This is a genomic window from Streptomyces sp., assembly GCF_019510245.1.
In the GTDB taxonomy this organism is placed as follows: Bacteria; Actinomycetota; Actinomycetes; order Streptomycetales; family Streptomycetaceae; genus Streptomyces.
Map to the genome: position 1 here is coordinate 63,888 of NZ_JAEKKT010000132.1, position 19,595 is coordinate 83,482.

Annotated in this window: 16 protein-coding genes and 1 pseudogene; 2 read left to right on the top strand and 15 right to left on the bottom strand. The window is 70.1% G+C overall.

The genetic code is table 11. The features are described from left to right. Positions 1 to 43 precede the first annotated feature (43 nt). The 4 genes from JF597_RS17750 to JF597_RS17765 form a co-directional block, all read right to left on the bottom strand. Positions 44 to 1,756 (bottom strand): LCP family protein, encoded by a 1,713-nt coding sequence (locus JF597_RS17750; protein WP_293995666.1) that lies wholly within the window; start codon positions 1,754 to 1,756, stop codon positions 44 to 46. Positions 1,757 to 1,772: 16 nt separating this feature from the next. Further along, on the bottom strand, positions 1,773 to 2,456 hold the full coding sequence (nadD, locus tag JF597_RS17755; RefSeq protein ID WP_093503106.1) for a nicotinate-nucleotide adenylyltransferase: 684 nt from the start codon (positions 2,454 to 2,456) through the stop codon (positions 1,773 to 1,775). Between the two features lie 69 nt (positions 2,457 to 2,525). After that, positions 2,526 to 2,693: a hypothetical protein gene (locus JF597_RS17760; protein ID WP_177232770.1), complete on the bottom strand. Its 168-nt coding sequence runs from the start codon at positions 2,691 to 2,693 to the stop codon at positions 2,526 to 2,528. 110 nt (positions 2,694 to 2,803) lie between these two features. Beyond that, positions 2,804 to 2,965 carry a hypothetical protein gene (locus tag JF597_RS17765; protein ID WP_217549548.1) on the bottom strand — a complete coding sequence of 54 codons (162 nt, stop codon included), beginning with the start codon at positions 2,963 to 2,965 and terminating at the stop codon, positions 2,804 to 2,806. Between the two features lie 98 nt (positions 2,966 to 3,063). Here JF597_RS17765 and JF597_RS17770 point away from each other — a divergent pair, with 98 nt between their 5' ends. Beyond that, positions 3,064 to 4,164, top strand: coding sequence for a M48 family metallopeptidase (locus tag JF597_RS17770; protein WP_293995700.1), 1,101 nt, complete (start codon positions 3,064 to 3,066; stop codon positions 4,162 to 4,164). A gap of 124 nt (positions 4,165 to 4,288) precedes the next feature. On the opposite strand, the gene JF597_RS17775 is transcribed toward JF597_RS17770, so the two are convergent. The 5 genes from JF597_RS17775 to proB all read right to left on the bottom strand — a co-directional run bounded on the left by JF597_RS17775 (position 4,289) and on the right by proB (position 9,212). After that, complete coding sequence (locus JF597_RS17775) at positions 4,289 to 5,359, bottom strand: hypothetical protein (RefSeq protein ID WP_293995672.1); 1,071 nt, start codon at positions 5,357 to 5,359, stop codon at positions 4,289 to 4,291. A gap of 100 nt (positions 5,360 to 5,459) precedes the next feature. After that, on the bottom strand, positions 5,460 to 6,038 hold the full coding sequence (locus tag JF597_RS17780; RefSeq protein WP_293995674.1) for a hypothetical protein: 579 nt from the start codon (positions 6,036 to 6,038) through the stop codon (positions 5,460 to 5,462). A 90-nt stretch (positions 6,039 to 6,128) separates the two neighbouring features. Then, a complete protein-coding gene (locus tag JF597_RS17785) occupies positions 6,129 to 7,415 on the bottom strand; it encodes a glutamate-5-semialdehyde dehydrogenase (protein WP_293995675.1) in 1,287 nt (428 codons plus the stop codon). 118 nt (positions 7,416 to 7,533) lie between these two features. Then, positions 7,534 to 7,962 (bottom strand): hypothetical protein, encoded by a 429-nt coding sequence (locus JF597_RS17790; protein WP_293995677.1) that lies wholly within the window; start codon positions 7,960 to 7,962, stop codon positions 7,534 to 7,536. A gap of 122 nt (positions 7,963 to 8,084) precedes the next feature. Next, positions 8,085 to 9,212 carry a glutamate 5-kinase gene (proB, locus tag JF597_RS17795; protein ID WP_293995679.1) on the bottom strand — a complete coding sequence of 376 codons (1,128 nt, stop codon included), beginning with the start codon at positions 9,210 to 9,212 and terminating at the stop codon, positions 8,085 to 8,087. A 224-nt stretch (positions 9,213 to 9,436) separates the two neighbouring features. On the opposite strand from proB, the gene JF597_RS17800 reads away from it, so the two are divergent. After that, positions 9,437 to 10,837 carry a polysaccharide pyruvyl transferase family protein gene (locus JF597_RS17800; protein WP_293995681.1) on the top strand — a complete coding sequence of 467 codons (1,401 nt, stop codon included), beginning with the start codon at positions 9,437 to 9,439 and terminating at the stop codon, positions 10,835 to 10,837. A 16-nt stretch (positions 10,838 to 10,853) separates the two neighbouring features. On the opposite strand, the gene JF597_RS17805 is transcribed toward JF597_RS17800, so the two are convergent. From JF597_RS17805 to rpmA, 6 genes and pseudogenes are all read right to left on the bottom strand, one after another. Further along, a complete protein-coding gene (locus JF597_RS17805) occupies positions 10,854 to 12,014 on the bottom strand; it encodes a glycosyltransferase family 2 protein (RefSeq protein ID WP_293995702.1) in 1,161 nt (386 codons plus the stop codon). A 400-nt stretch (positions 12,015 to 12,414) separates the two neighbouring features. Beyond that, positions 12,415 to 14,499, bottom strand: a complete 2,085-nt coding sequence (locus tag JF597_RS17810) for a hypothetical protein (RefSeq protein WP_293995704.1) — start codon at positions 14,497 to 14,499, stop codon at positions 12,415 to 12,417. Positions 14,500 to 14,681: 182 nt separating this feature from the next. Continuing rightward, positions 14,682 to 16,181 (bottom strand): bifunctional cytidylyltransferase/SDR family oxidoreductase, encoded by a 1,500-nt coding sequence (locus tag JF597_RS17815; protein ID WP_293995683.1) that lies wholly within the window; start codon positions 16,179 to 16,181, stop codon positions 14,682 to 14,684. Positions 16,182 to 16,426: 245 nt separating this feature from the next. Next, positions 16,427 to 17,623 (bottom strand): hypothetical protein, encoded by a 1,197-nt coding sequence (locus tag JF597_RS17820; RefSeq protein WP_293995685.1) that lies wholly within the window; start codon positions 17,621 to 17,623, stop codon positions 16,427 to 16,429. A 260-nt stretch (positions 17,624 to 17,883) separates the two neighbouring features. Continuing rightward, positions 17,884 to 19,138, bottom strand: a pseudogene (gene obgE / locus JF597_RS17825) (GTPase ObgE). A 137-nt stretch (positions 19,139 to 19,275) separates the two neighbouring features. After that, positions 19,276 to 19,530: a 50S ribosomal protein L27 gene (rpmA, locus tag JF597_RS17830; RefSeq protein ID WP_030779398.1), complete on the bottom strand. Its 255-nt coding sequence runs from the start codon at positions 19,528 to 19,530 to the stop codon at positions 19,276 to 19,278. Between the last annotated feature and the right edge of the window lie 65 nt (positions 19,531 to 19,595).

The following is a 19,595-nucleotide window of genomic DNA, read 5'->3' on the forward strand; positions in this document are numbered from 1 at the left end:
ACCCCACGTGATTACCGGGTCACGTGGGGTGCGGCCGGCCGTCTCAGGAGGAGGACGGCTTGTAGTCCTGGCCGAGGACGACCGAGACGTCGGCGCCCGAGCCCACGGTGCCCTTTTGGACGGCACCTGCGCCGAGGCCGAGTGTCTTGGCGACCTCGGTGGCGTTCTCCTTGTCGGCGGCGTCGGAGTACAGCACCTTGGAGGTGGCCTGGGTGCCGGAGGCGGTGCCGCCTTCCAGGAAGGTGTAGCCGCCGTTGACGAGGACCACGCGGGCCTTGTCGGTGTCGTCCTTGACGCCGGTGGCGTTCTGGACGGAGACGCGCACCGCGGATCCCGCCGACGGGCTCTTCGCGATGCCGCCGAGGATGTCCTTGACGACGCTGGAGCTGGTCTGGGCGCTGAGGGTGCCGTCGCTCTGGACGGGCAGCAGGGCGGTCTTGTAGGCGCCGCCCTTGGCGAGGTCGGCGAGCTTGGCGAGGAAGGTGCCGAGGTCCTTGTCGGTGAGGGAGGGGTCAAGGATCTGCGCGAGGGTCTGCACGGTGGTCGTCGCGGCGGAGGCGTCGGAGGACATCTTGCGCAGGACACCCTGCATGACCTGCCCGAACCGCTCCAGCTGGGCGTTCTGGGCCTCGCCCGAGGCACGGTAGGTGGCGTAGGCGACGGCGGCCTTGCCCCCGAGGGTCTGGTCCTTGCCCTGGTGGACCAGGGGCTCCTCGCCCTTCTTCTTGGCGCCCGGGTCGGGGACGTCGGCGTTGGTGTCGATGTCGATGTTGCCGACGAGTTCGACGAGGTTCTGCAGGTAGGGGGTGTCGAGGCGCCAGGTGCCCTCGATGTTGGTGCCCAGGACGGTGTCGAGCTGGTCGCGGGTGCCGGAGGAGCCGTCGTCGTCGACGGACTTGGCGAGGGTCGTGGTGGTGCCGTCGTCGTCGGTGAGGGCGAGGGAGTTGGGCAGCAGGACGGTGCTGCCCTGCTTGGTGGTGGTGTTGTCGACGAGCAGTACGGTCGAGGTGCCGCCGCCACCGGTGTTGTGCAGGTGGACGACGATCACGTCGCGTTTCTGGGCGGCCACGGAGGTCGTCGTGCCGGCCTTGGTGGCGGAGGAGGACAGGCCGGGGATCTTTCCGGCGTACCAGAGGTAGCCGACGCCGCCGACGGCGACCAGGGCGAGGACCACGACCAGGGCGGTCATCCTGCTGCGGGCGCGGCGCTTGGCCTCCTCACGGCGCTCGGTGCGGTTCTCGGTGAAGTTCAGCCAGTCGATGACGTCCTCGGAGTCGCCGTCGGGCTGTTCGACGAACGCGAACTGGCCGGTGTGGTAGTCGCGTTCGCCGTCGTCCTGCCGGGGACCGGTCTCGTGGTCGGCCGGTCCGGCCTGCTGCGGGATGTGCGCGGTCTGTTCGGCGACCCGGGGCTGCCGGCCGCCGGCGGCCGCCTGTCCGTAGGGGTCGTAGGCGGTGTGACCGCCGGTGCCGTACGGGTCGTACGCGGGCATGACCGGCTGGCGGCCGGTGTCGTGGACAGGGGCCTGCTGCCCGGTGTCGTACGACGGCGCGGCCTGCTGCCCGCCGCCGGCGTACGGGTCGTACCCGTAGCCCTGCACCTGCCCCTGCACCTGCCCCTGCCCCTGCCCCGCGTACGGGTCGTACGTCTGCTGCTGTTGCGCAGGGATCTGGCGGTACACCGGCTGCCCGTACTCGTCGTAGCCGACGAGTTCGTACTGGTCGTTTCCGTAGCCCGCGTCGTATCGGTCGTTCACCGGTGCCCCTCTCGGCTCACTCGCCGCGGTACAGCTCGCGCTTGTCGATGTAGCGCACGACTCCGTCCGGCACCATGTACCAGATGGGGTCGCTCTTGGCGACTCTCGCACGGCAGTCTGTGGAGGAGATGGCGAGCGCGGGAACCTCCACCAGCGAGACGCCGCCCTCGGGAAGACCGCGGTCGGTCAGGTGGTGGCCGGGCCGGGTGCAGCCGATGAAGTGGGCCAGGGAGAAGAGTTCCTCCGAGTCCCGCCAGGTGAGGATCTGGCCGAGCGCGTCGGCGCCGGTGATGAAGAACAGGTCGGTGTCGGGGTTGAGGGCGCGCAGGTCGCGCAGGGTGTCGACGGTGTAGGTGGGGCCGCCGCGGTCGATGTCGATGCGGCTGACGGAGAACTGTGGGTTCTCCGCGGTCGCGATGACCGTCATCAGGTAGCGGTCCTCGGCCGGTGAGACGGCGCGGGAGGTCTTCTGCCACGGCTGCCCGGTGGGCACGAAGACCACCTCGTCGAGGTGGAACTGCGCGGCGACCTCGCTGGCCGCCACGAGGTGCCCGTGGTGGATCGGGTCGAACGTTCCGCCCATGACACCGAGGCGGCGTTTGCCGGTGTGCGCGGGGCCCGCCGGCGTGTACCGCGGCCGTGTCGCCATGTCGTCGGCCTCGTCAGCTGCCGGACCGGTAGGCATGTCCTGCTCTCCCATGCGTGCAGACCCTACCGGCCCGGTCCGTGGGCCCCGCCCGGAGGACCGGTGCCGGGCCCGGCGTCCGGCTCAGCGGTCGCGGTTGAAGCGGGTGGTGATCCACAGCAGGAGCAGCAGGATGACGAGGGCGCTGCCGCCGGTGACGGCCGGGTTGAGGCTGTTGTGGTTGCCGCCGTGCTCCTCGCCCTCTGCGGCGAGGGTGACCAACTGGGCAGCGGCGCTGTGGAGATTCATCATCTGCGGCAGGACCTATCGCGTGTGGACGGGATAAAGATGTCGGCTCATCGTATGCGGGCGACCCGGCGGCGATCACGCCGACTCCTCCGTTGGGGAACGATCCCGGCGGCTCAGTCGTCCTTCTGTTTGTACCCGCGCAGCAGGAACCAGGCGGTCAGTGCGCAGCCGACGAACATGACGACGATGACGACCCGGAGCAGGTCGCCCGAGCCCTGATGCTGGGCGGCGCTCGCGGCCTGGGTGAGCCAGGCGGCCGGGGGGTGGTGCTCCATGAGGACTCCTTCGGCTGTACTGCCCGTCCACGGTATCGCCGCCTAGGCTGGGCCCTGCCCCGGGGGCACGGCAGACACTCACGCACATGGGGGATGACATGTCCGACGACGGCCACGAGCGGAACGGGCACGAGCGGGTCCCGAGCAGGCAGCGCAGGCGCTTCCCGGGGATCTCCTCGCGTGCGTACGAGCATCCGGCGGACCGTTCGGCACTGGTGGCGCTGCGCAGGCTCAGCGGATTCGACGCGGTCTTCAAGGCGCTCAGCGGGCTGCTTCCGGAGCGGAGCCTGAGGCTGCTGTTCCTGTCCGACTCGGTCCGGGTGTCCGACCAGCAGTTCGTCCACCTGAACGACATGCTGCGCGACGCCTGCTACATCCTGGACCTGGAGAAGGTCCCGCCGATGTACGTGACGCAGGATCCGCAGCCGAACGCGATGTGCATCGGCCTGGACGAGCCGATCATCGTGGTGACCACGGGCCTGGTGGAGCTCCTCGACGAGGAGGAGATGCGCGCGGTCGTCGGCCACGAGGTGGGGCACGCGCTGTCCGGGCACTCGGTGTACCGGACGATCCTGCTGTTCCTGACCAGCCTCGCGCTCAAGGTCGCCTGGATCCCGCTGGGCAACCTGGCGATCCTGGCGATCGTGACGGCCCTGCGGGAGTGGTTCCGCAAGTCGGAGCTGTCCGCCGACCGGGCGGGGCTGCTGGTGGGCCAGGATCTGCGGGCCTCGATGCGCGGGCTGATGAAGATCGCGGGCGGCAACCACCTGCACGAGATGAACGTGGACGCGTTCCTGCAGCAGGCCGAGGAGTACGAGGCGGGCGGCGACCTGCGCGACTCGGTCCTGAAGATCCTGAACGTGCTGCCGCGCTCGCACCCCTTCACCACGGTCCGCGCGGCCGAGCTGAAGAAGTGGGCCGCGTCCCGTGACTACCAGCGGATCATGGACGGTCACTACCCGCGGCGCACCGAGGACAAGGACACCTCGGTCGGCGACTCGTTCAAGGAGTCCGCGGCGAGCTACGCCAGTGACGTGAAGACGTCCAAGGACCCGCTGATGAAGCTGGTCTCGGACATCGCGGGCGGGGCCGGAGGCCTGGGCGGCCGGGTGAAGCGCGGCTTCGACGGGTTCACGAGCGCGCCCCCGCCGAAGGACGCGCCGCCGCGGGACACTCCCCCGGAGGACGGCGAGGCCTAGCGGGTCCGCGCGGCCCTCGTCGAGTTCCGGGTTCGCCCGCTCAGCGCTTCGGTCCGCCCGCTCAGCGCTTCGGTCCGGCCGCTCAGTGCTTCGGTTCGCCTGCTCAGAACTTCGGTCCGGCCGCTCAGACTGTCGGTTCGGCCGCGGTGGACAGCGTCCCGCACAGGGCGGTGGCGCTGTCCGTGGCGAACGGATTCGTGCCCGCGGGGCCGCCCGCTTTGGCCGTCTGCCCGGCCAGCAGGGGGTGCAGGTGGTCGGCGGCGTCCTCGGCGCAGGACAGGGGGCCCGCCTGGACGTAGGAGGCGACCAGCTGGGCCTGGTGCAGGCGCAGGTCGTCGCGGTCGAAGCGGAAGGTCAGCTGGCGGCGCACGGTGAACAGGGAGGCCGGGGCACCGGCCGGGGCGCCGGTGGGGCGCAGCGCGTAGACGAAGGTGTGGTCGGCGGTGACTTCCAGGGTGGCCGGGTCGGTCTCGGCGGCCGTCAGGTTGCCCTGGACTCGGATCCTCGGGTCGGCGAGTTCGGCGCGGGTGGGGTCGAAGCGGACCAGCCATCCGGTGGGGGCGTGCCGGCCGTCCGCCGCGGGGTGGTCGACGCTCTGGTCGAACTGGTCGAGCTGAGCGGGGTCGAGCAGCGCCCGCGCGGGCCGCACCTCGCTGCTGTCGAGGACCTCGGGGTAGAGCGAGGAGCGCACCAGGTAGTCCTTGGCCGTGGTCAGGGCGGTGACGACCTGGCTGTCGGAGAAGTGCACGGTGCTCCGGGCGGCCGGCAGGGGTATCCCCTCGGCACCGACCTCGTACTGCGCGGCCGGGCTGTGCGCGAACAGCGTCTCGGCGTCGGCGGCGCCGGGCACCTTGCCCTGCGGGGAGAGCGGGACGACGGTCATCCGCAGGGGTTCGACGGGCTGCTGCGCGTCATCGGTGCCGTAGGGATGGCGGACGCCCATGTAGATCGCGGTGCCGAAGGCGACGAGAATCAGGACGACGAGGATCAGCGCCTGCCGGGTGAAGCCCCGGCGCAGGGGTGGGCGACGGCGTACGGCGGGCGCGTGGTCGGTCATGCGTTCGCGTGCGGAGGACTCCTGGAGGCGGGCAGCGCGAACGAACGATTCGTCGAAGACGACGGATCGGTATTCGTCCTCTCCACCCACGGGGCCGCCCTCGGGTGTCCCCTCAGGTGGGTCTCCTGGCCCGCCCATACTCTCAGAGTAGGTCTCGGGAGCCTCGGGTAAACGCCCTGCTACACGACAACTTCTGACAGGTTCTCACCAGGACTGCCACCAGGGCGGCCGCAATCGCTCAGGGCGTGCGCGGGACCACGGAGGCCGCCGGCTTCGCGGGCTGGGAGTAGTCGGCGGACACGGAAGGCGCCGCCGCGGTGCCCTGTTCCTGGCCGGTGGAGGGGGGCCTGGGCACCTGGTCGCGGCTGCCGCTCGAGGAGGCGCTGCGGTAGACCGCGGCGAAGGCGAGCGCGACCATGCCGATGCCCATGACGAGGGCGAGGACCCAGGCGACGGGACGGTGCCAGCGGACGTGCTTGCCGTACGTCCCGGCGGCGGCGTACCGGTCATCGAGTACGTCGGTGTCGTCCAGGTCGTCGAGTTCGCCGCCGAGGTCGGTGCCGTCCGGGCTGTAGCGGTCGTCGTAGCGTTCGCCTCTGGCGTGGGCACGGCGGGCCTCGGCCTCGGAGGCCTCGGCTCTGGCCTGGGCGGCGGCAAGGAGGCGTTCGACGGCGGTCGGCTCGTGGACCACGGCCGCCTTCACGAAGGCCTCGTCGAAGACCACGGAGTCGAATTCTTCGTCCGACATTCCGTGGTCATGGTCGTCGTCGGGCTCCCAGCCGTCAGGGAACGGCGTGCCCCCCACGTCCTCCGGCACGGTTCCAGAGTAGACCTGGGGGGTCAATTTGGGCAGACGGTATGGAAATTCATAGGTCCGGTGAGACGCCTCTCACGCCGGCTACGGGTGTCAGCGGCGGATGTGGCCGTCGCCGGTGACGATGTACTTGGTGCTGGTCAGCTCCGGCAGGCCCATGGGGCCGCGGGCGTGCAGCTTCTGGGTGGAGATGCCGATCTCGGCGCCGAAGCCGAACTGGCCGCCGTCGGTGAAGCGGGTGGAGGCGTTCACGGCGACCGTGGTCGAGTCGACCAGCTGGGTGAAACGGCGGGCGGCCTGCTGGGAGGTGGTGACGATGGCCTCGGTGTGCCCGGAGGTCCACAGCCGGATGTGCTCGACGGCCCGGTCGAGGGAGTCGACGACGGCGGCGGCGATGTCGTACGACAGGTACTCGGTCTCCCAGTCCTCCGGGACCGCCTCGACGACGGTCGCCTTGGAGTCCTTGGCGTAGGCGAGGACCCTTTCGTCGCCGTGCACGGTGACGCCGGCCTCGGCGAGGGCGTCGAGGGCGCGCGGCAGGAACTCGGGGGCGATGTCCTGGTGGACGAGGAGGGTCTCGGCGGCGTTGCAGACGCTGACCCGGTGTGCCTTGGAGTTGATCAGGATGTCGACGGCCATGTCGATGTCGGCGTGGGCGTCGACGTAGACGTGGCAGTTGCCGGTGCCGGTCTCGATGACCGGGACCTTGGACTCCATGACGACGGTCTGGATGAGGGAGGCGCCGCCGCGCGGGATGAGGACGTCGACGAGGCCGCGGGCGCGCATCAGCTCGTGGACGGACTCGCGGCCCTCGCCGGGGACGAGCTGGACGGCGTCGGCGGGCAGCCCGGCGCCGCCGACGGCGTCGCGCAGGACGCGGACGAGGGCGGTGTTGGACGCGTGGGCGGAGGCGGAACCGCGCAGCAGGACCGCGTTGCCGGACTTCAGGCAGAGGGCGGCGGCGTCGACGGTGACGTTCGGGCGGGCCTCGTAGATGATGCCGACGACGCCGAGGGGGACGCGGACCTGGCGCAGGTCGATGCCGTTGGGGAGGGTGGAGCCGCGGACGACCTCGCCGACCGGGTCGGGCAGCTTCGCCACGTCGCGGACGTCGGAGGCGATGGCACGGACCCGCTCGGGGGTGAGGGTCAGGCGGTCGACGATCGCCTCGCTGGTGCCGTTCTCGCGGGCCTTGGCGATGTCCTTGGCGTTGGCCTCGACGATCTCGCTGGTCCGGACCTCCAGGGCGTCCGCGACGGCGAGCAGCGCGTCGTCCTTCACGGCCCGCGGCAGCGGCGCGAGGTCGGCGGCGGCGGCCTTGGCACGGTAGGCGGCCTGGGTGACCGGGGACATGGCGTCGTACGGCGAGAGCGTGGTCATGAAGGAAGGGTAGTGCGCCCCGGCGGGCCGTCCACGCGTCATCCCACACCGCGAGACGTGGTTCAAAACGGGCGATTACCGGCCGGCGGCGGAGGCGGCGCCGGGAGGGCCGGGAGGGTCAGAAGGGGTGGATGCCGACCGGAGTCGCGGGCGGCGGGCCGTAGCCCTCGGCGACGCGCTGGTGGTAGGTGGCGCGATCGATGACCTCGAGACCGACGATCTCCCAGGCGGGCAGGCCGGCAGTCTGGCGGTGCTCGCCCCACAGGCGCAGCGCGACGGCGGCGGCGTCGTGGAGGTCGCGGGCCTCTTCCCAGTAGCGGATCTCGGCGTGGTCGCAGGCGTAGCGGCTGGTGAGGAGGAAGGGGTGGTCGTGGGCCAGTTGTTCGAGTCCGCGGCGCAGTTCCGGCAGGGGGACCTCGGCACCGCAGACGCTGAGGGTGACGTGCCACAGGCGGGGCAGGTCCTTCGGCTCCTCGTAGGTGTCCCCGGCCGCGACGCTCGTCAGAGCACCGCGGGACGCCGCAGCCCCAGGGCGCACTCGTCTCACGACGGCCTCCTTCAGCTGTGCTCGTGCGGAACGTGGTCCTGAGAAAAGTTGAGCAGGCCGCAAGGGTTCGTGTGGCGGTTTTACGGAACGTCCCCCACCGGGGTCCGTCGTTACGCCCCGTTTTACGGGTGCAGGATCACCAGGTCGTCCCTGTGTACGACCTCGCGTTCGTACGCCCGTCCCAGCTCGCGTGCCAGCTCCCTGGTCGAACGCCCGATCAGCTGGGGGATCTCCTTGGCGTCGAAGCTGACGAGCCCCCGGGCCACCGCGCGGCCTTCGGTGTCGCGCAGTTCGACCGGGTCGCCCGCACTGAACTCGCCCTCCACCGCGGCGATCCCGGCCGGCAGCAGCGACTTGCGGCCCTCGACGACGGCACGGACGGCGCCGTCGTCGAGGGTGAGCGAGCCCTGCGGGGTGGAGGCGTGCTGGAGCCACAGGAGGCGGTCTGCGGACCGTTTGCCGGTGGGGTGGAAGTAGGTGCCGGTGTCGCCGCCCGAGAGCGCGTCGGCGGCGTGCACGGCGCTCGTGAGGACCACCGGGATGCCTGCGGCGGCGGCGATCCGGGCGGCCTCCACCTTGGTGACCATCCCGCCGGTGCCGACGCCCGCCTTGCCGGCGCTGCCGATGTCGACGCCGGCGAGGTCCTCGGGCCCCTTCACCTCCGCTATCCGCGAGGTGCCGGGCCTGCCGGGGTCGCCGTCGTAGACGCCGTCGACGTCGGAGAGGAGGACCAGCAGGTCGGCGTGGACGAGGTGGGCGACGAGGGCGGCGAGGCGGTCGTTGTCGCCGAAGCGGATCTCGTCGGTGGCGACGGTGTCGTTCTCGTTGACGATCGGGAAGGCACCCATCGCGAGGAGCTTGTCGAGGGTGCGGGAGGCGTTGCGGTGGTGGGCGCGGCGGCTCATGTCGTCCGAGGTGAGCAGGACCTGGCCGACGCGGACGGCGTAGCGGGCGAAGGAGGCGGTGTAGCGGGCGACGAGCAGGCCCTGGCCGACGCTGGCGGCGGCCTGCTGGCGGGCCAGGTCCCGGGGGCGGCGACGCAGGCCGAGCGGGGCGAGTCCGGCGGCGATGGCGCCGGAGGAGACGAGGACGATCTCCTTCTCCCCGCCGCTGCGGCTCTTGGCGAGGACGTCGACGAGCGCGTCGACGCGGTCGGCGTCCAGGCCGCCGGAGGCGGTGGTCAGCGAGGAGGAGCCCACCTTGACGACGATCCTGCGGGCCTCGCCGACGGCCTGCCTAGCCCTTGCCACGTCCTGTCCCCACTTCCTTGCGCGTGGCAGCAATCTACGCGAAGGGGACCGGCGCCAGGCCGGACCGTCCAGCCTCCGGACAGGCGGCGGAACGGTGACGACCGGAACAGCACGTGACGATTCGTGCACGTGCTGCGCACGGCAAAAAGGTTGTGTTGACTCTCTATAGAAATCGAAACGAACTCAAAGTTAACTTGAAGTTTGTGTCATCTAAAGATCGCCGCGTGAAGCGCATCCTCCTCAGGTCGGGAAAGAGTCCCTACGACGTCGTCACCGTCGAGGAGGCCCTGCACCGGGACGTCATCGCCACCAATTCGGGCAACCTGATCTTCAGCGACGCCGCCCACAAGATCCTCGAGGCGCCGGGCACCGAGGTCGTGTCGAACGGCATGCCCTCCGACGTCTCCGCCGCCGCCCGCATCAACGAGGAGTACGACGCCTTCGTCGTACCGCTGGCCAACGCCTTCAGGCCGTCCTTCGAAAGCGCCCTGAAGCGGATGACCCGGCTGATCTCGAAACTGAACATCCCGGTGGTCGTGCTCGGCGTCGGCGCGCAGACCGGGGTGAGTTACAACCCGGACCGCCTGAAGCGGATCGAGCCGACCGTGCGGGAGTTCTGCGCGGCCGTGCTGGAGCGCAGTGCGTCGATCGGCGTGCGGGGCGAGTTCACCGAGCAGTACCTGAAGAACATGGGCTTCAAGGACGTCGAGGTCATCGGCTGTCCTTCGCTGTTCATGTACGGTGAGCGGCTCCCGGTGCACAAGAAGGCACTGGAGTTGACGCCGCAGTCGCGGATCGCGATCAACGGCTCGCACAGTGCCGTACGCGCGCAGGGCCTGGACCGGATCATCACGCGCACCCACGAGCGCTATCCGAGGCTGCGTTTCGTCGGCCAGAACCTCAGTGACGCTCGGCAGCTGCACTGGCGCGACCTGTCGGACCCCAACGCCGCGGTGACCGGGATGCCGACCCATCCGGACCATCCGATGTTCCGCGAGGACAAGGTGCGGGTCTACGTCGACCCGGTCACCTGGATCGACGATCTGCGCTCGTTCGACTTCTCCTTCGGATCGCGTATCCACGGCAACATCGCGGCCCTGCTGGCGGGCACGCCGGCCACCGTGCTGTGCGGCGACTCGCGGACGCTGGAACTGTGCCGGTACTTCGAGATACCGCACCGTCGGCTGGACCGGGCGGTGAAGGATCCCGAGTCGGCGGATCCGGCGAAGCTGTACGCGGAGGCCGACTTCGGCGGGCTGGTCGGCGGTCACCGGGAGCGTTTCGAGCGGTTCACCGGGTTCCTCGACAGGAACGGGCTGGAGAACACCTTCACGCACGGCGACGGCGGAGCGGCCTTCGAGGAGCGGATGCGCACACTGGCGTTCCCGCCGGGGATCCGTCCCTGGAACGACGCGGACCTCGACTCGCTGACCTCGCGGTTCGGCTGGCTGCACAGCCGTATCGACGAACTGTCGCTGGACAACGCCCGGTTGGAGAAGGAGCTGGCGCGCGCCGGGGCCCGCGCCGCGAAGGCGAACGCCGCGCAGAAGCCGGCCTCGGTCTACCGGCGGGCCCGGCGGGCCGTCGGCAGGCCGATCCGCCGGGCGCTGGGGTCCGGCGGTTAGGCGCACGGGGGCCGGGTCAGGCGGCCGCGGGCTTCACGTCCCGGGCGGGCAGGGACCGCCGCAGCTTGCGCAGCGCGCGCCGCAGGAGGGTGTTGGCGGCGTCCTCGCGGTAGCCCTCGACGGCGCGGGCTTCGCGGGGTTCGGCGAGGTAGATCCAGTCCGGGACGCCGGCCGCCTCGGAACGGAAGTGCGGGTAGCCGAGGTAGACGCGGGTGCCGCGCCCCTCCAGGACCGGCGTGGGCTGCTTGCCGGCCCGTACGAACTCGAGGACGTCCGGGAGGAGTTCGGTGCGGCGGACGGCGACCAGGTGCAGCTGGAGCCGTTCGTGGACCTTGAGGCGGCGGGCCACCTCGGAGTTCCAGTGGGCGTCCATCAGCGGCTCGGCGAGTTCCCGTTTGTGCCGCCGCACCTCGTCGGTGTCCTTGAGGAACCGGGGGCCGAACTGCGGAAGCAGTGTGACCTTGAACGGCCGGACCATCAGGCTGTCGCGCCGCGGGCCTGCCGGGACCATCTCGGCGATCAGGTTCATCAGGGCGCGCGCGGAGTCGAAGCGGAGGGTGTAGCCGCCGCTCTTGGTGACGTGTTTGCCGTCCTCGCGGCCGACGAGGTAGTAGCAGGGGTAGTCGGCGACGACCGAGACGCCGTCGGCGCGGAGATAGGCCTCCATGGTGAACAGCGCGTCCTCGCCGGTCCACAGGGACTCGTCGAAGCGCATGCCGTGGCGTTCCAGCAGGGCCCGTCGGAAGAGTTTCTGGGCGCTGAGCGTGAACTTGATGTTGGAGGAGAAGACGTCGGTCCGGTCGAGCGACGTCCCCCACATCGACTGCGGGGGTTTGCGGTTGATTCCCTCGACCTTGCCGAGGACGACGTCGGTGCCGTTCTTGTCGGCCATGGCGACCATGCGCTCCAGGGCCTGGTCACCGAGCCGGTCGTCGGCGTCCAGGAAGAACACGTAGCGGCCGGCGGCCTTGGCGAGGCCGACGTTGCGCGGGCCGCTGGGGCCGCCGGAGTTCTCCTGGCGGATCACGGTGACCGGCATGGCGGCGCGGGCCGCGAACTCCTCCAGGTACTCCCCCGTGCCGTCGGCCGATCCGTCGTCGACGGCGATGACCTCCATGCGGGCCGGGTCGAGGGTCTGGCGCTCGACGGAGGCCAGGCACTCGACCAGGTACGGCATCGCTTCGTACGCCCCGATGATCACGGTCACATCAGGCTGCGCAACGACGGTCACGTTTCCCCCTAGTCAATGGTGCGTTCCCCCTGCGTCACCCCGATCGCAATGTCTTAGATGGCTGACCGGCGCGAGAGGTTGCTCAGGAGAACGGGCACAGTGGCCCAGCTCACATGAAGAACGGACTGCCGGGTGGTGTACAGCGGGTTACACGGGACAGTACGGACGCGCGGTAAGAGCTGCTCAACAAGAACGACGAAGCACGGGTAAGAAGAAGACGTCTCATTCCTAAGCAGTGGTAAGAGAACGGGGCACGAGAAGGAGAACGCGGCATGCGGAACGGGCTCGGTCCCGGGGAGGAGTCCCCGGGACCGAGCCCGTTGGCCGTTGGCCGTTGCGGCAGGCGTCAGCCGGCGGTCGCGCCCTCGGCCTCGCCGGGGGCCGTTCGCGGCTTGCCGCCGGGCAGCGCCTCGGCGAGTTCGGCCGCCTCGGGGTCGCCGGCCGCGATCCGGGCCTCCTGGCCCAGGTTGCGGGCCTCGGCCTTGCGGGCGAGCGCGGCCACCGCGTCGTTGAACTGCTGGATGGAGGTCGGCTCGTCCGGCCCGAGCAGGTAGTGCTTGAGCTCGGCCCGGTCCGCGGCCAGCGGATCGGCCGACGGGTCGCGTACGGCGTCCAGCAGGCCGCCGAGTTCCTTGGCGCTGTTGGAGAGGATCACGGCGGCGCGCACGGCGGTGTTCGCCCGCTTGAACTCCTCCACGCCGACGCCGGCCGAGTCGGTGACGGCGTACGGCTTGCCGCTCGCGATGAAGTCGGAGACCACGCTGGAGATGTCGGAGACCATGGCGTCGGAGACGTTGAAGCAGTCGTACAGGCGGGGTTCGGCGCCCGTGATGACGGCGTGCTGGTAGGGCGGCAGGGCCTGCCAGTAGGAGTCGTTCCAGGCGGCGCGCAGCCGGGCGATCTCTTCGTGCTTCTTCAGGTCGACGACGTCGTCCCGGCTGGCCTCGGCCTCGTCGCGCTTGTCGTCGCCGGTGCCGGCCAGTTCGGTCAGGCGGGTCTCGATCCGGGTGAGTTCGGCCTGTGCCGCCGCCTGGGCGGCCGGGTCGGCGGCGAAGCGGGCGTCGGCGGCGCGGGCGGTGGCGGCCTTCTGGACGAGGGCGATGACGCGGCGGTGGGCGGCGCCGGCCTCGGCGCTGACGGTGCCGGTGAAGGGGTGCGGCTTGTAGAGGACGCGGACCGGCGGGTCGGCCTTGACCAGCTTCTTCACGATGTTCTCGCCGGCGAGCACGAGGGAGGTGTTGCCGGGGTTGCCGTCCCAGCCCTCCCAGGTGGGCGCGTAGAGGACGGTGGGGATACGGCCGTCGGGGACGCCCTGCAGGCTCTGGATGGGGGCCAGCTGGGGGCGGCCGACCTCGACGATGTCGTCGTCGCGGACACCGACGTCGGCGATGGCGTAGCGGTCGCGGCCGGCGCGGCCCGCGGTCCACACCTCGTCGTACGCCTTGCTGAACGGGTTGACGCTGGCCAGCTTGTCGCTGTCGCCGTGGCCGATGAAGACGTGCTTCATCGTGGGGACGCGCAGCAGGTGGATGTTCTTGCCGACGTTGGCCGCGTAGAGGGCGACGCGGACCGTGGAGAGGTCCATGTTCATCAGGTGCACGCCGCCGGGCACGCAGATGACGGGGACGGTGGTGGGGGCGAGGTTCTGCAGGATGACCCGCTCGCGCAGCAGGATCAGCGGGCGGGACTCCAGCTGTTCCATGGTCTCCAGCCACATGTTGACCTGGTAGGCGGAGTCCTTGGAGCCGGAGAAGTACAGCACGGTCCCGGGCCGGTAGTCGGCCAGCCAGTCGTCGACTGCGGCCAGCACGGTGTCGGCGTCCGGCGGGGTCTTGCGGCCGCGCACGTAGGGCGTCAGCACCAGTACGTACAGGCAGCCCAGGGCGAGGGTGATGCCGATGCCGACGAATCCGGCGACCACGTTGTCCGTGGCCGCCGAGATCAGCAGGCCGACGACGGCCGCGAGGTCGAGGTGGAGCATCTTCTCGGCGGAGCGGTCGAGCAGGCCGCGCGGCGGGGCGTCCGGGATGCGGATGCGGGACTTCAGGTCGACGTTGCGGGTGGCGACCGGCATCCGGCGGCGGTTGCGGATGAGGGTGACCAGGGCGCCGTGCGGGGCCTGAAGGCCGTAGAAGGCGATGAAGCAGGCGATCGCGCCGTAGAAGACCAGGCCGTTGGAGAGGTCCATCCTGGCCAGCAGCAGGATCAGCAGCAGCTGTCGGATCAGGAAGCGGATCGACAGACCGGCCCGGACCTTGCCGAGCCGGTTGACGAGGTAGCTGCCCTTGCGGTGCAGGTAGTGGTCCGCCAGGTACGTGACGGCGGCCGCGGCCGCGAAAGCGTAGACGCTCGGGACGAGCGCGGCGACCATGAGGACCGGGAAGCCCAGCATCATGAGTGCCGCCGCGGCCAGCTCGGCCGCGCTGCCCACTCGGGCGACGCGAATAGCGGTGGATATCACGGAGAACCTTTTGCTGACAAAAAGGCCTGAATTCGACCTTGCGGACAATCTGGGAGGTGGTCGATCCGGGTTCTACGGGTTCAGGCCCCTGCGATTGCTCCGCGAACGCGCAACCACAGAGGCCTGAATTACAGATGACTAATGGCTGTCGATTATGCCACGCCGTCCTGTCGGTCCAGGACACTGGCGAGGGCCTGCTCGAAGCCGGTGGCCTGGCCGGCGGCCGCCGTCGGGTCCTGCTGGCGGACGTCGATGACATGGCCGGTGAGCTCGGAGAGCAGCACGTCGAGGGAGGTGCGGGCGACGGCCTCGGAGGAGAGCAGCGAGCCCGTCGGCTCCTGGCCGAACGCCTTGGTGCGCATCGGGGTGGCGGTGCGCTCGGGGTTGATGCAGTTGACGCGGACGCCGTCGCCGGCCCACTCGTCGGACAGGGCCTGGGTGAGGTTCACCATGGCGGCCTTGGTCGAGGAGTAGAGGCTGTACTCGGCCCGGCCGCGGGTGTAGCTGCTGGAGGTGTAGAGCAGCAGCTGGCCCTGGGTCTCGGCGAGGTACTTGTAGCTGGAGCGGGCGATCTGCACCGGGGCCAGGTAGTTGACCTTCAGCGCCTCCTCGATGGTGGCGTTGTCGGTCTCGGCGAGCTTGCCGATGCGCAGCACGCCCGCGGTGTTGACGACGTAGTCGATGCGTCCGGTCTCGGCGTACGCCTTGGAGAGCGCGTCGTCGACCTCCTCCGGGTTCTCCACGTGGGTGCCGGTGGTGGAGCGGCCCAGCGCGTAGACGCTCGCGCCGTAGGACTCGGCGAGTTCGGCGATGTCCTTGCCGATGCCGTACGAGCCGCCGAAGATCACCACGGTCTTGCCGGTGAGGAGTTCGCGGTAGGCGTCCTCGCCGTTCTGCTCGGGGGCGGCGGTGGAGGCGAGCTGGAAGAGCTTGTCGGCGATGAAGACGTCGACGGGCTGGGTGACCTTCATGTTGTACTCGTCGCCGGCGACGACGTGGATCGGCACGTCCGGCAGGTACTTGAGGACTACGGAGCAGTCGTCGGTGGCCTGGAAGTTGGGGTCGCCGGCGGCGACCTCGTAGGCCCGCTTGATCGTGGACAGCTTGAACGCCTGCGGGGTCTGGCCGCGGCGCAGCCGGGAGCGGTCCGGGATCTCGGTGATGAACTCGCCGTCCCCGCCGTGGGTCCGCGTGACGATGATGGTGTCGGCGGACGGGATGGCGACGTCGACGGCCTGGTAGCGCTCCAGCGCGGTCACGCAGTCGTCGATGACGCGCCGTGACAGCAGGGGGCGTACGGCGTCGTGGAAGAGGACGTTGAGGTCCTCGCCCTCGGCCAGGCCCTCGCCGAGTGCCTCGATGGCGCGTTCGGTGGTCTCGTTCCGCGTGTTGCCGCCCTCGATGATCTTCTTGACCTTCGCGAGCCCGGCCTTGGCGACGATCTTCTCGACGTCCGCGACGTAGCCCGGTGCCATCAGCACGATGATGTCGTCGATCGAGTCGGCCTTCTCGAAGGTGGCCAGGGTGTGCTCGATGACGGCCTTGCCGGCGATCTTCAGCAGCTGCTTGGGGATCGACAGACCCACCCGCTGACCGGTGCCACCGGCCAGGATCACTGCGGTGGTTCGGGGCTTGGCTATGTGCTGGGACACAGGTGACCTACCTTGGGGCATCAGGGAACCAGGAAATGGTCCCACTTCCGGTAACCGCTGTGCAAGGTGAGCGCCGTTCGCTGCATATGTGCCCGCAACCTTTCATTCACCTTGCGTCGCTGGTGATGGGTGCCGCCCGCCGGACCACCGGAAGAGTTCCGTGAATTTGCTGTGAGTAACTACACAGGCCGTTTTGATTGCGGTGCGTGACGCGACGCACGTCTCAGCGGTGCAGCGCGGTCAGCTCACCGTCGTCGCAGCTTCTTCAGACATCGGTGCCCCAGGACCCGCATCAGCTCCTTCGACGAGGTCTGGTGCACGGTGCGGGACTTCGCCTCGGCGGTGTGGCGCACGGGGGCCGCGGCCGCGGCGGCGAGTGCGCCGTAGAGTGCCTGGGCGGCGACCTCGGGGGCGATGCGGGCCTCGGCGGCGGGCGGTCCCGGCTGTGCGGGGATGGCGGGCAGGGTGCAGAGCAGGGCCGGGTCGCCGACGACGCGGACTCCCATGGCGCCGATGCGTTCCACCATCTCGGCGCCGATGCGGCCGGCGGCCTCGACGGCCCAGGCGGGGGTGGAGATCTTCACGTCGGCGGCGGTGGGGTTGCACGAGTTCTTCATATGGATGACGGCGCCGTTGCGGACGAGCTTGGAATAGAGCTCGTCGGGGAGTCCATTGCCGCGGAATTCCACGTTGAGGTTACGCAGCATTTCGGTCTCGGCGAGGGTGAGGGAGCGGTTCGCCGTGTCCGGGACGGGCTGGAGGAGTTTTCCGGGGAGGCCGAGGAGTGCTTCGAAGGTGCGCATCAGGCCGTCGCGGTCCCGGTCGTCGACCACGACGACGGTGATCCGGTCGGCGCCGACCGCGCGGCTCCAGCGTTCGACGAGCCGGTCATGCCGGTGGCGGCGCCAGAAGCTGGGGTTGGGCTTCCCGTAGGGGGCCTTGCGGAGCATGTGGTCCAGCCAGTCCTCGTAGCCCATGCGCAGTCCGTTCTGCACGTACTGCTGCCACTGGGAGGGCATGATCCTGGCGAGCGGACGGAGGGTGACGAGGACATGGACGCGTTCGCCGCCGAGCTGCTCGACGATGCGGGTGACGGTCTCGTCGTCGGGGGCGTCGGCGAAGAACTCGCTGCTGATCACCGAGGTGCGGGTGCCGGTGGCCTCGACCTCCTTGAGCAGCCGGGTCCAGTGCTTCTCGGTGGGCGCGGTGTCGCCCATCATCGCGGGCCGGGCGCAGGCGGCCAGGGCGGCCTCCATCGGGTGCCGGGTGGCCGCCGGGAACTCCACGCCGTGTTCGGGCAGCTTGTCCTTCGCGGCGAACAGGGCGCCCTGGATGGCCGTGGTGCCCGTCTTGTGCGGGCCGATGTGCAGCAGGCGGGTGCCGGCGGGCAGGGCGGCAAGGGGACCGGTGGGGCCTGCGGGGCCTGTGGTGGGGTGGTTCACCGGGGCTTCGCCTCTCGTGCAGTCCGTCTCCATGGTTAACGAAAGGTAAGACGTTCGCCTGAGGTTCACCTGAGAGGAGCCTGGGACACAGATGAGTCCCAGGCTCCTGTTGCACAGTCTTGACCTTCGGCCGCCCGGTCCGCGGGCTTTACGACCCGTACCCGAGGACAACGGAAAGACCCGTTGCGGCCGGAACGGGTCCCGGCGCAACGGGTCTGACGGTGTGGACCGGGGCTCCCCGGGAACGGGGGGCCGGGGTCCTACTCGAACGGGTCGAAGTCGCCGTACTCCCGGAGGGACTCGTCCCGTTCCGCCTGCCGGTCGCGGCGGCGCTGCACCGGCGAGGTAGCCGACGGCTTCGTCGTTGTTGAAGTCGGTCTGGCGGACCCAGCGTTCGGGCTTCTCGCCGCGCACCCGGAAGAGGCCGTCGTCCTCCTGGCTGACGGTGAAGCCGGCGTCGTCGACGGCCTTGGGCCGGATGACGATCCGGGTCGCCTCCTCCTTCGGCTTGGCGGCGCGGGCCTTGGCGACCAGGTCGCCGAGTGCGAAGGTCAGCTCGCGCAGGCCGAGGTGGGCGACCGCGGACACCTCGAAGACGCGGTAGCCGCGGGCCTCCAGGTCGGGGCGGACCATCTCGGCGAGGTCCTTGCCGTCGGGGACGTCGATCTTGTTGAGGACGACGATCCGGGGCCGGTCGCCGAGGCCGCCGTACTGCTGGAGCTCCTCCTCGATGACGTCGAGGTCGGAGACCGGGTCGCGCTCGGACTCCAGGGTCGCGGTGTCGAGGACGTGGACGAGGACGCTGCACCGCTCGACGTGGCGCAGGAACTCCAGGCCGAGGCCGCGGCCCTGGCTGGCGCCGGGGATGAGGCCGGGCACGTCGGCGATGGTGTAGACGGTGGAACCGGCGGTCACCACGCCGAGGTTGGGGACCAGGGTGGTGAACGGGTAGTCGGCGATCTTCGGTTTGGCGGCGGACAGCACGGAGATCAGCGAGGACTTGCCGGCGCTCGGGTAGCCGACCAGCGCCACGTCGGCGACGGTCTTCAGTTCGAGGACGATGTCGTCGAGGTCGCCGGGCTCGCCGAGCAGCGCGAAGCCGGGGGCCTTGCGGCGGGCGCTGGCGAGGGCCGCGTTGCCGAGGCCGCCGCGGCCGCCCTGGGCGGCGACGTAGGAGGTGCCGTGGCCGACGAGGTCGGCGAGGACATTGCCGGCCTTGTCCAGCACCACGGTGCCGTCCGGCACCGGCAGGACCAGGTCCTGGCCGTCCTTGCCGGCCCGGTTTCCGCCCTCGCCGGGCTTGCCGCTGGTGGCCTTGCGGTGCGGGGAGTGGTGGTAGTCGAGGAGAGTGGTCACGGACTGGTCGACGGTCAGGATGACGTCGCCGCCCCGGCCGCCGTTGCCGCCGTCGGGGCCGCCGAGCGGCTTGAACTTCTCCCGGTGCACGGAGGCGCAGCCGTGGCCTCCGCTACCCGCGGCGATGTGCAGCTCGACGCGGTCCACGAAGGTGGTCATGGTGCAGTGCCTCCAGATACGTACGGGTGATACCAATGTCAACACGCGAAAGGCGGACCCGCCTTCCCGATCGGGAAGTGAGGTCCGCCTCGCGAGACGTTCGGTCTGAAGCCCCGGATCCAGGAACTGGATCAGGCTCAGGCGACCGGAACGATGTTCACGACCTTGCGGCCACGGTGGGTGCCGAACTCCACCGCACCGGGCAGGAGCGCGAACAGCGTGTCGTCGCCGCCGCGGCCGACGCCCGCACCCGGGTGGAAGTGGGTGCCGCGCTGACGGACCAGGATCTCGCCCGCGTTGACGACCTGACCGCCGAAGCGCTTCACGCCGAGGCGCTGAGCGTTGGAGTCACGACCGTTACGGGTGGACGATGCGCCCTTCTTGTGTGCCATCTCTCCTCAGTCCCTTACTTCGCAGCCGCGGGGATCTCAGTGACCTTGATCGCCGTGTACTGCTG

Excerpts from the sequence above, each read along its gene's own strand:
- nadD (WP_093503106.1), bottom strand. The coding sequence starts at position 2,456 with ATGGGAGAGCAGGACATGCCTACCGGTCCGGCAGCTGACGAGGCCGAC.
- JF597_RS17785 (WP_293995675.1), bottom strand. The coding sequence starts at position 7,415 with ATGACCACGCTCTCGCCGTACGACGCCATGTCCCCGGTCACCCAGGCC.
- JF597_RS17765 (WP_217549548.1), bottom strand. The coding sequence starts at position 2,965 with ATGGAGCACCACCCCCCGGCCGCCTGGCTCACCCAGGCCGCGAGCGCC.
- JF597_RS17805 (WP_293995702.1), bottom strand. The coding sequence starts at position 12,014 with ATGCCGTACCTGGTCGAGTGCCTGGCCTCCGTCGAGCGCCAGACCCTC.
- JF597_RS17775 (WP_293995672.1), bottom strand. The coding sequence starts at position 5,359 with ATGGGCGGGCCAGGAGACCCACCTGAGGGGACACCCGAGGGCGGCCCC.
- JF597_RS17770 (WP_293995700.1), top strand. The coding sequence starts at position 3,064 with ATGTCCGACGACGGCCACGAGCGGAACGGGCACGAGCGGGTCCCGAGC.
- rpmA (WP_030779398.1), bottom strand. The coding sequence starts at position 19,530 with ATGGCACACAAGAAGGGCGCATCGTCCACCCGTAACGGTCGTGACTCC.
- JF597_RS17760 (WP_177232770.1), bottom strand. The coding sequence starts at position 2,693 with ATGATGAATCTCCACAGCGCCGCTGCCCAGTTGGTCACCCTCGCCGCA.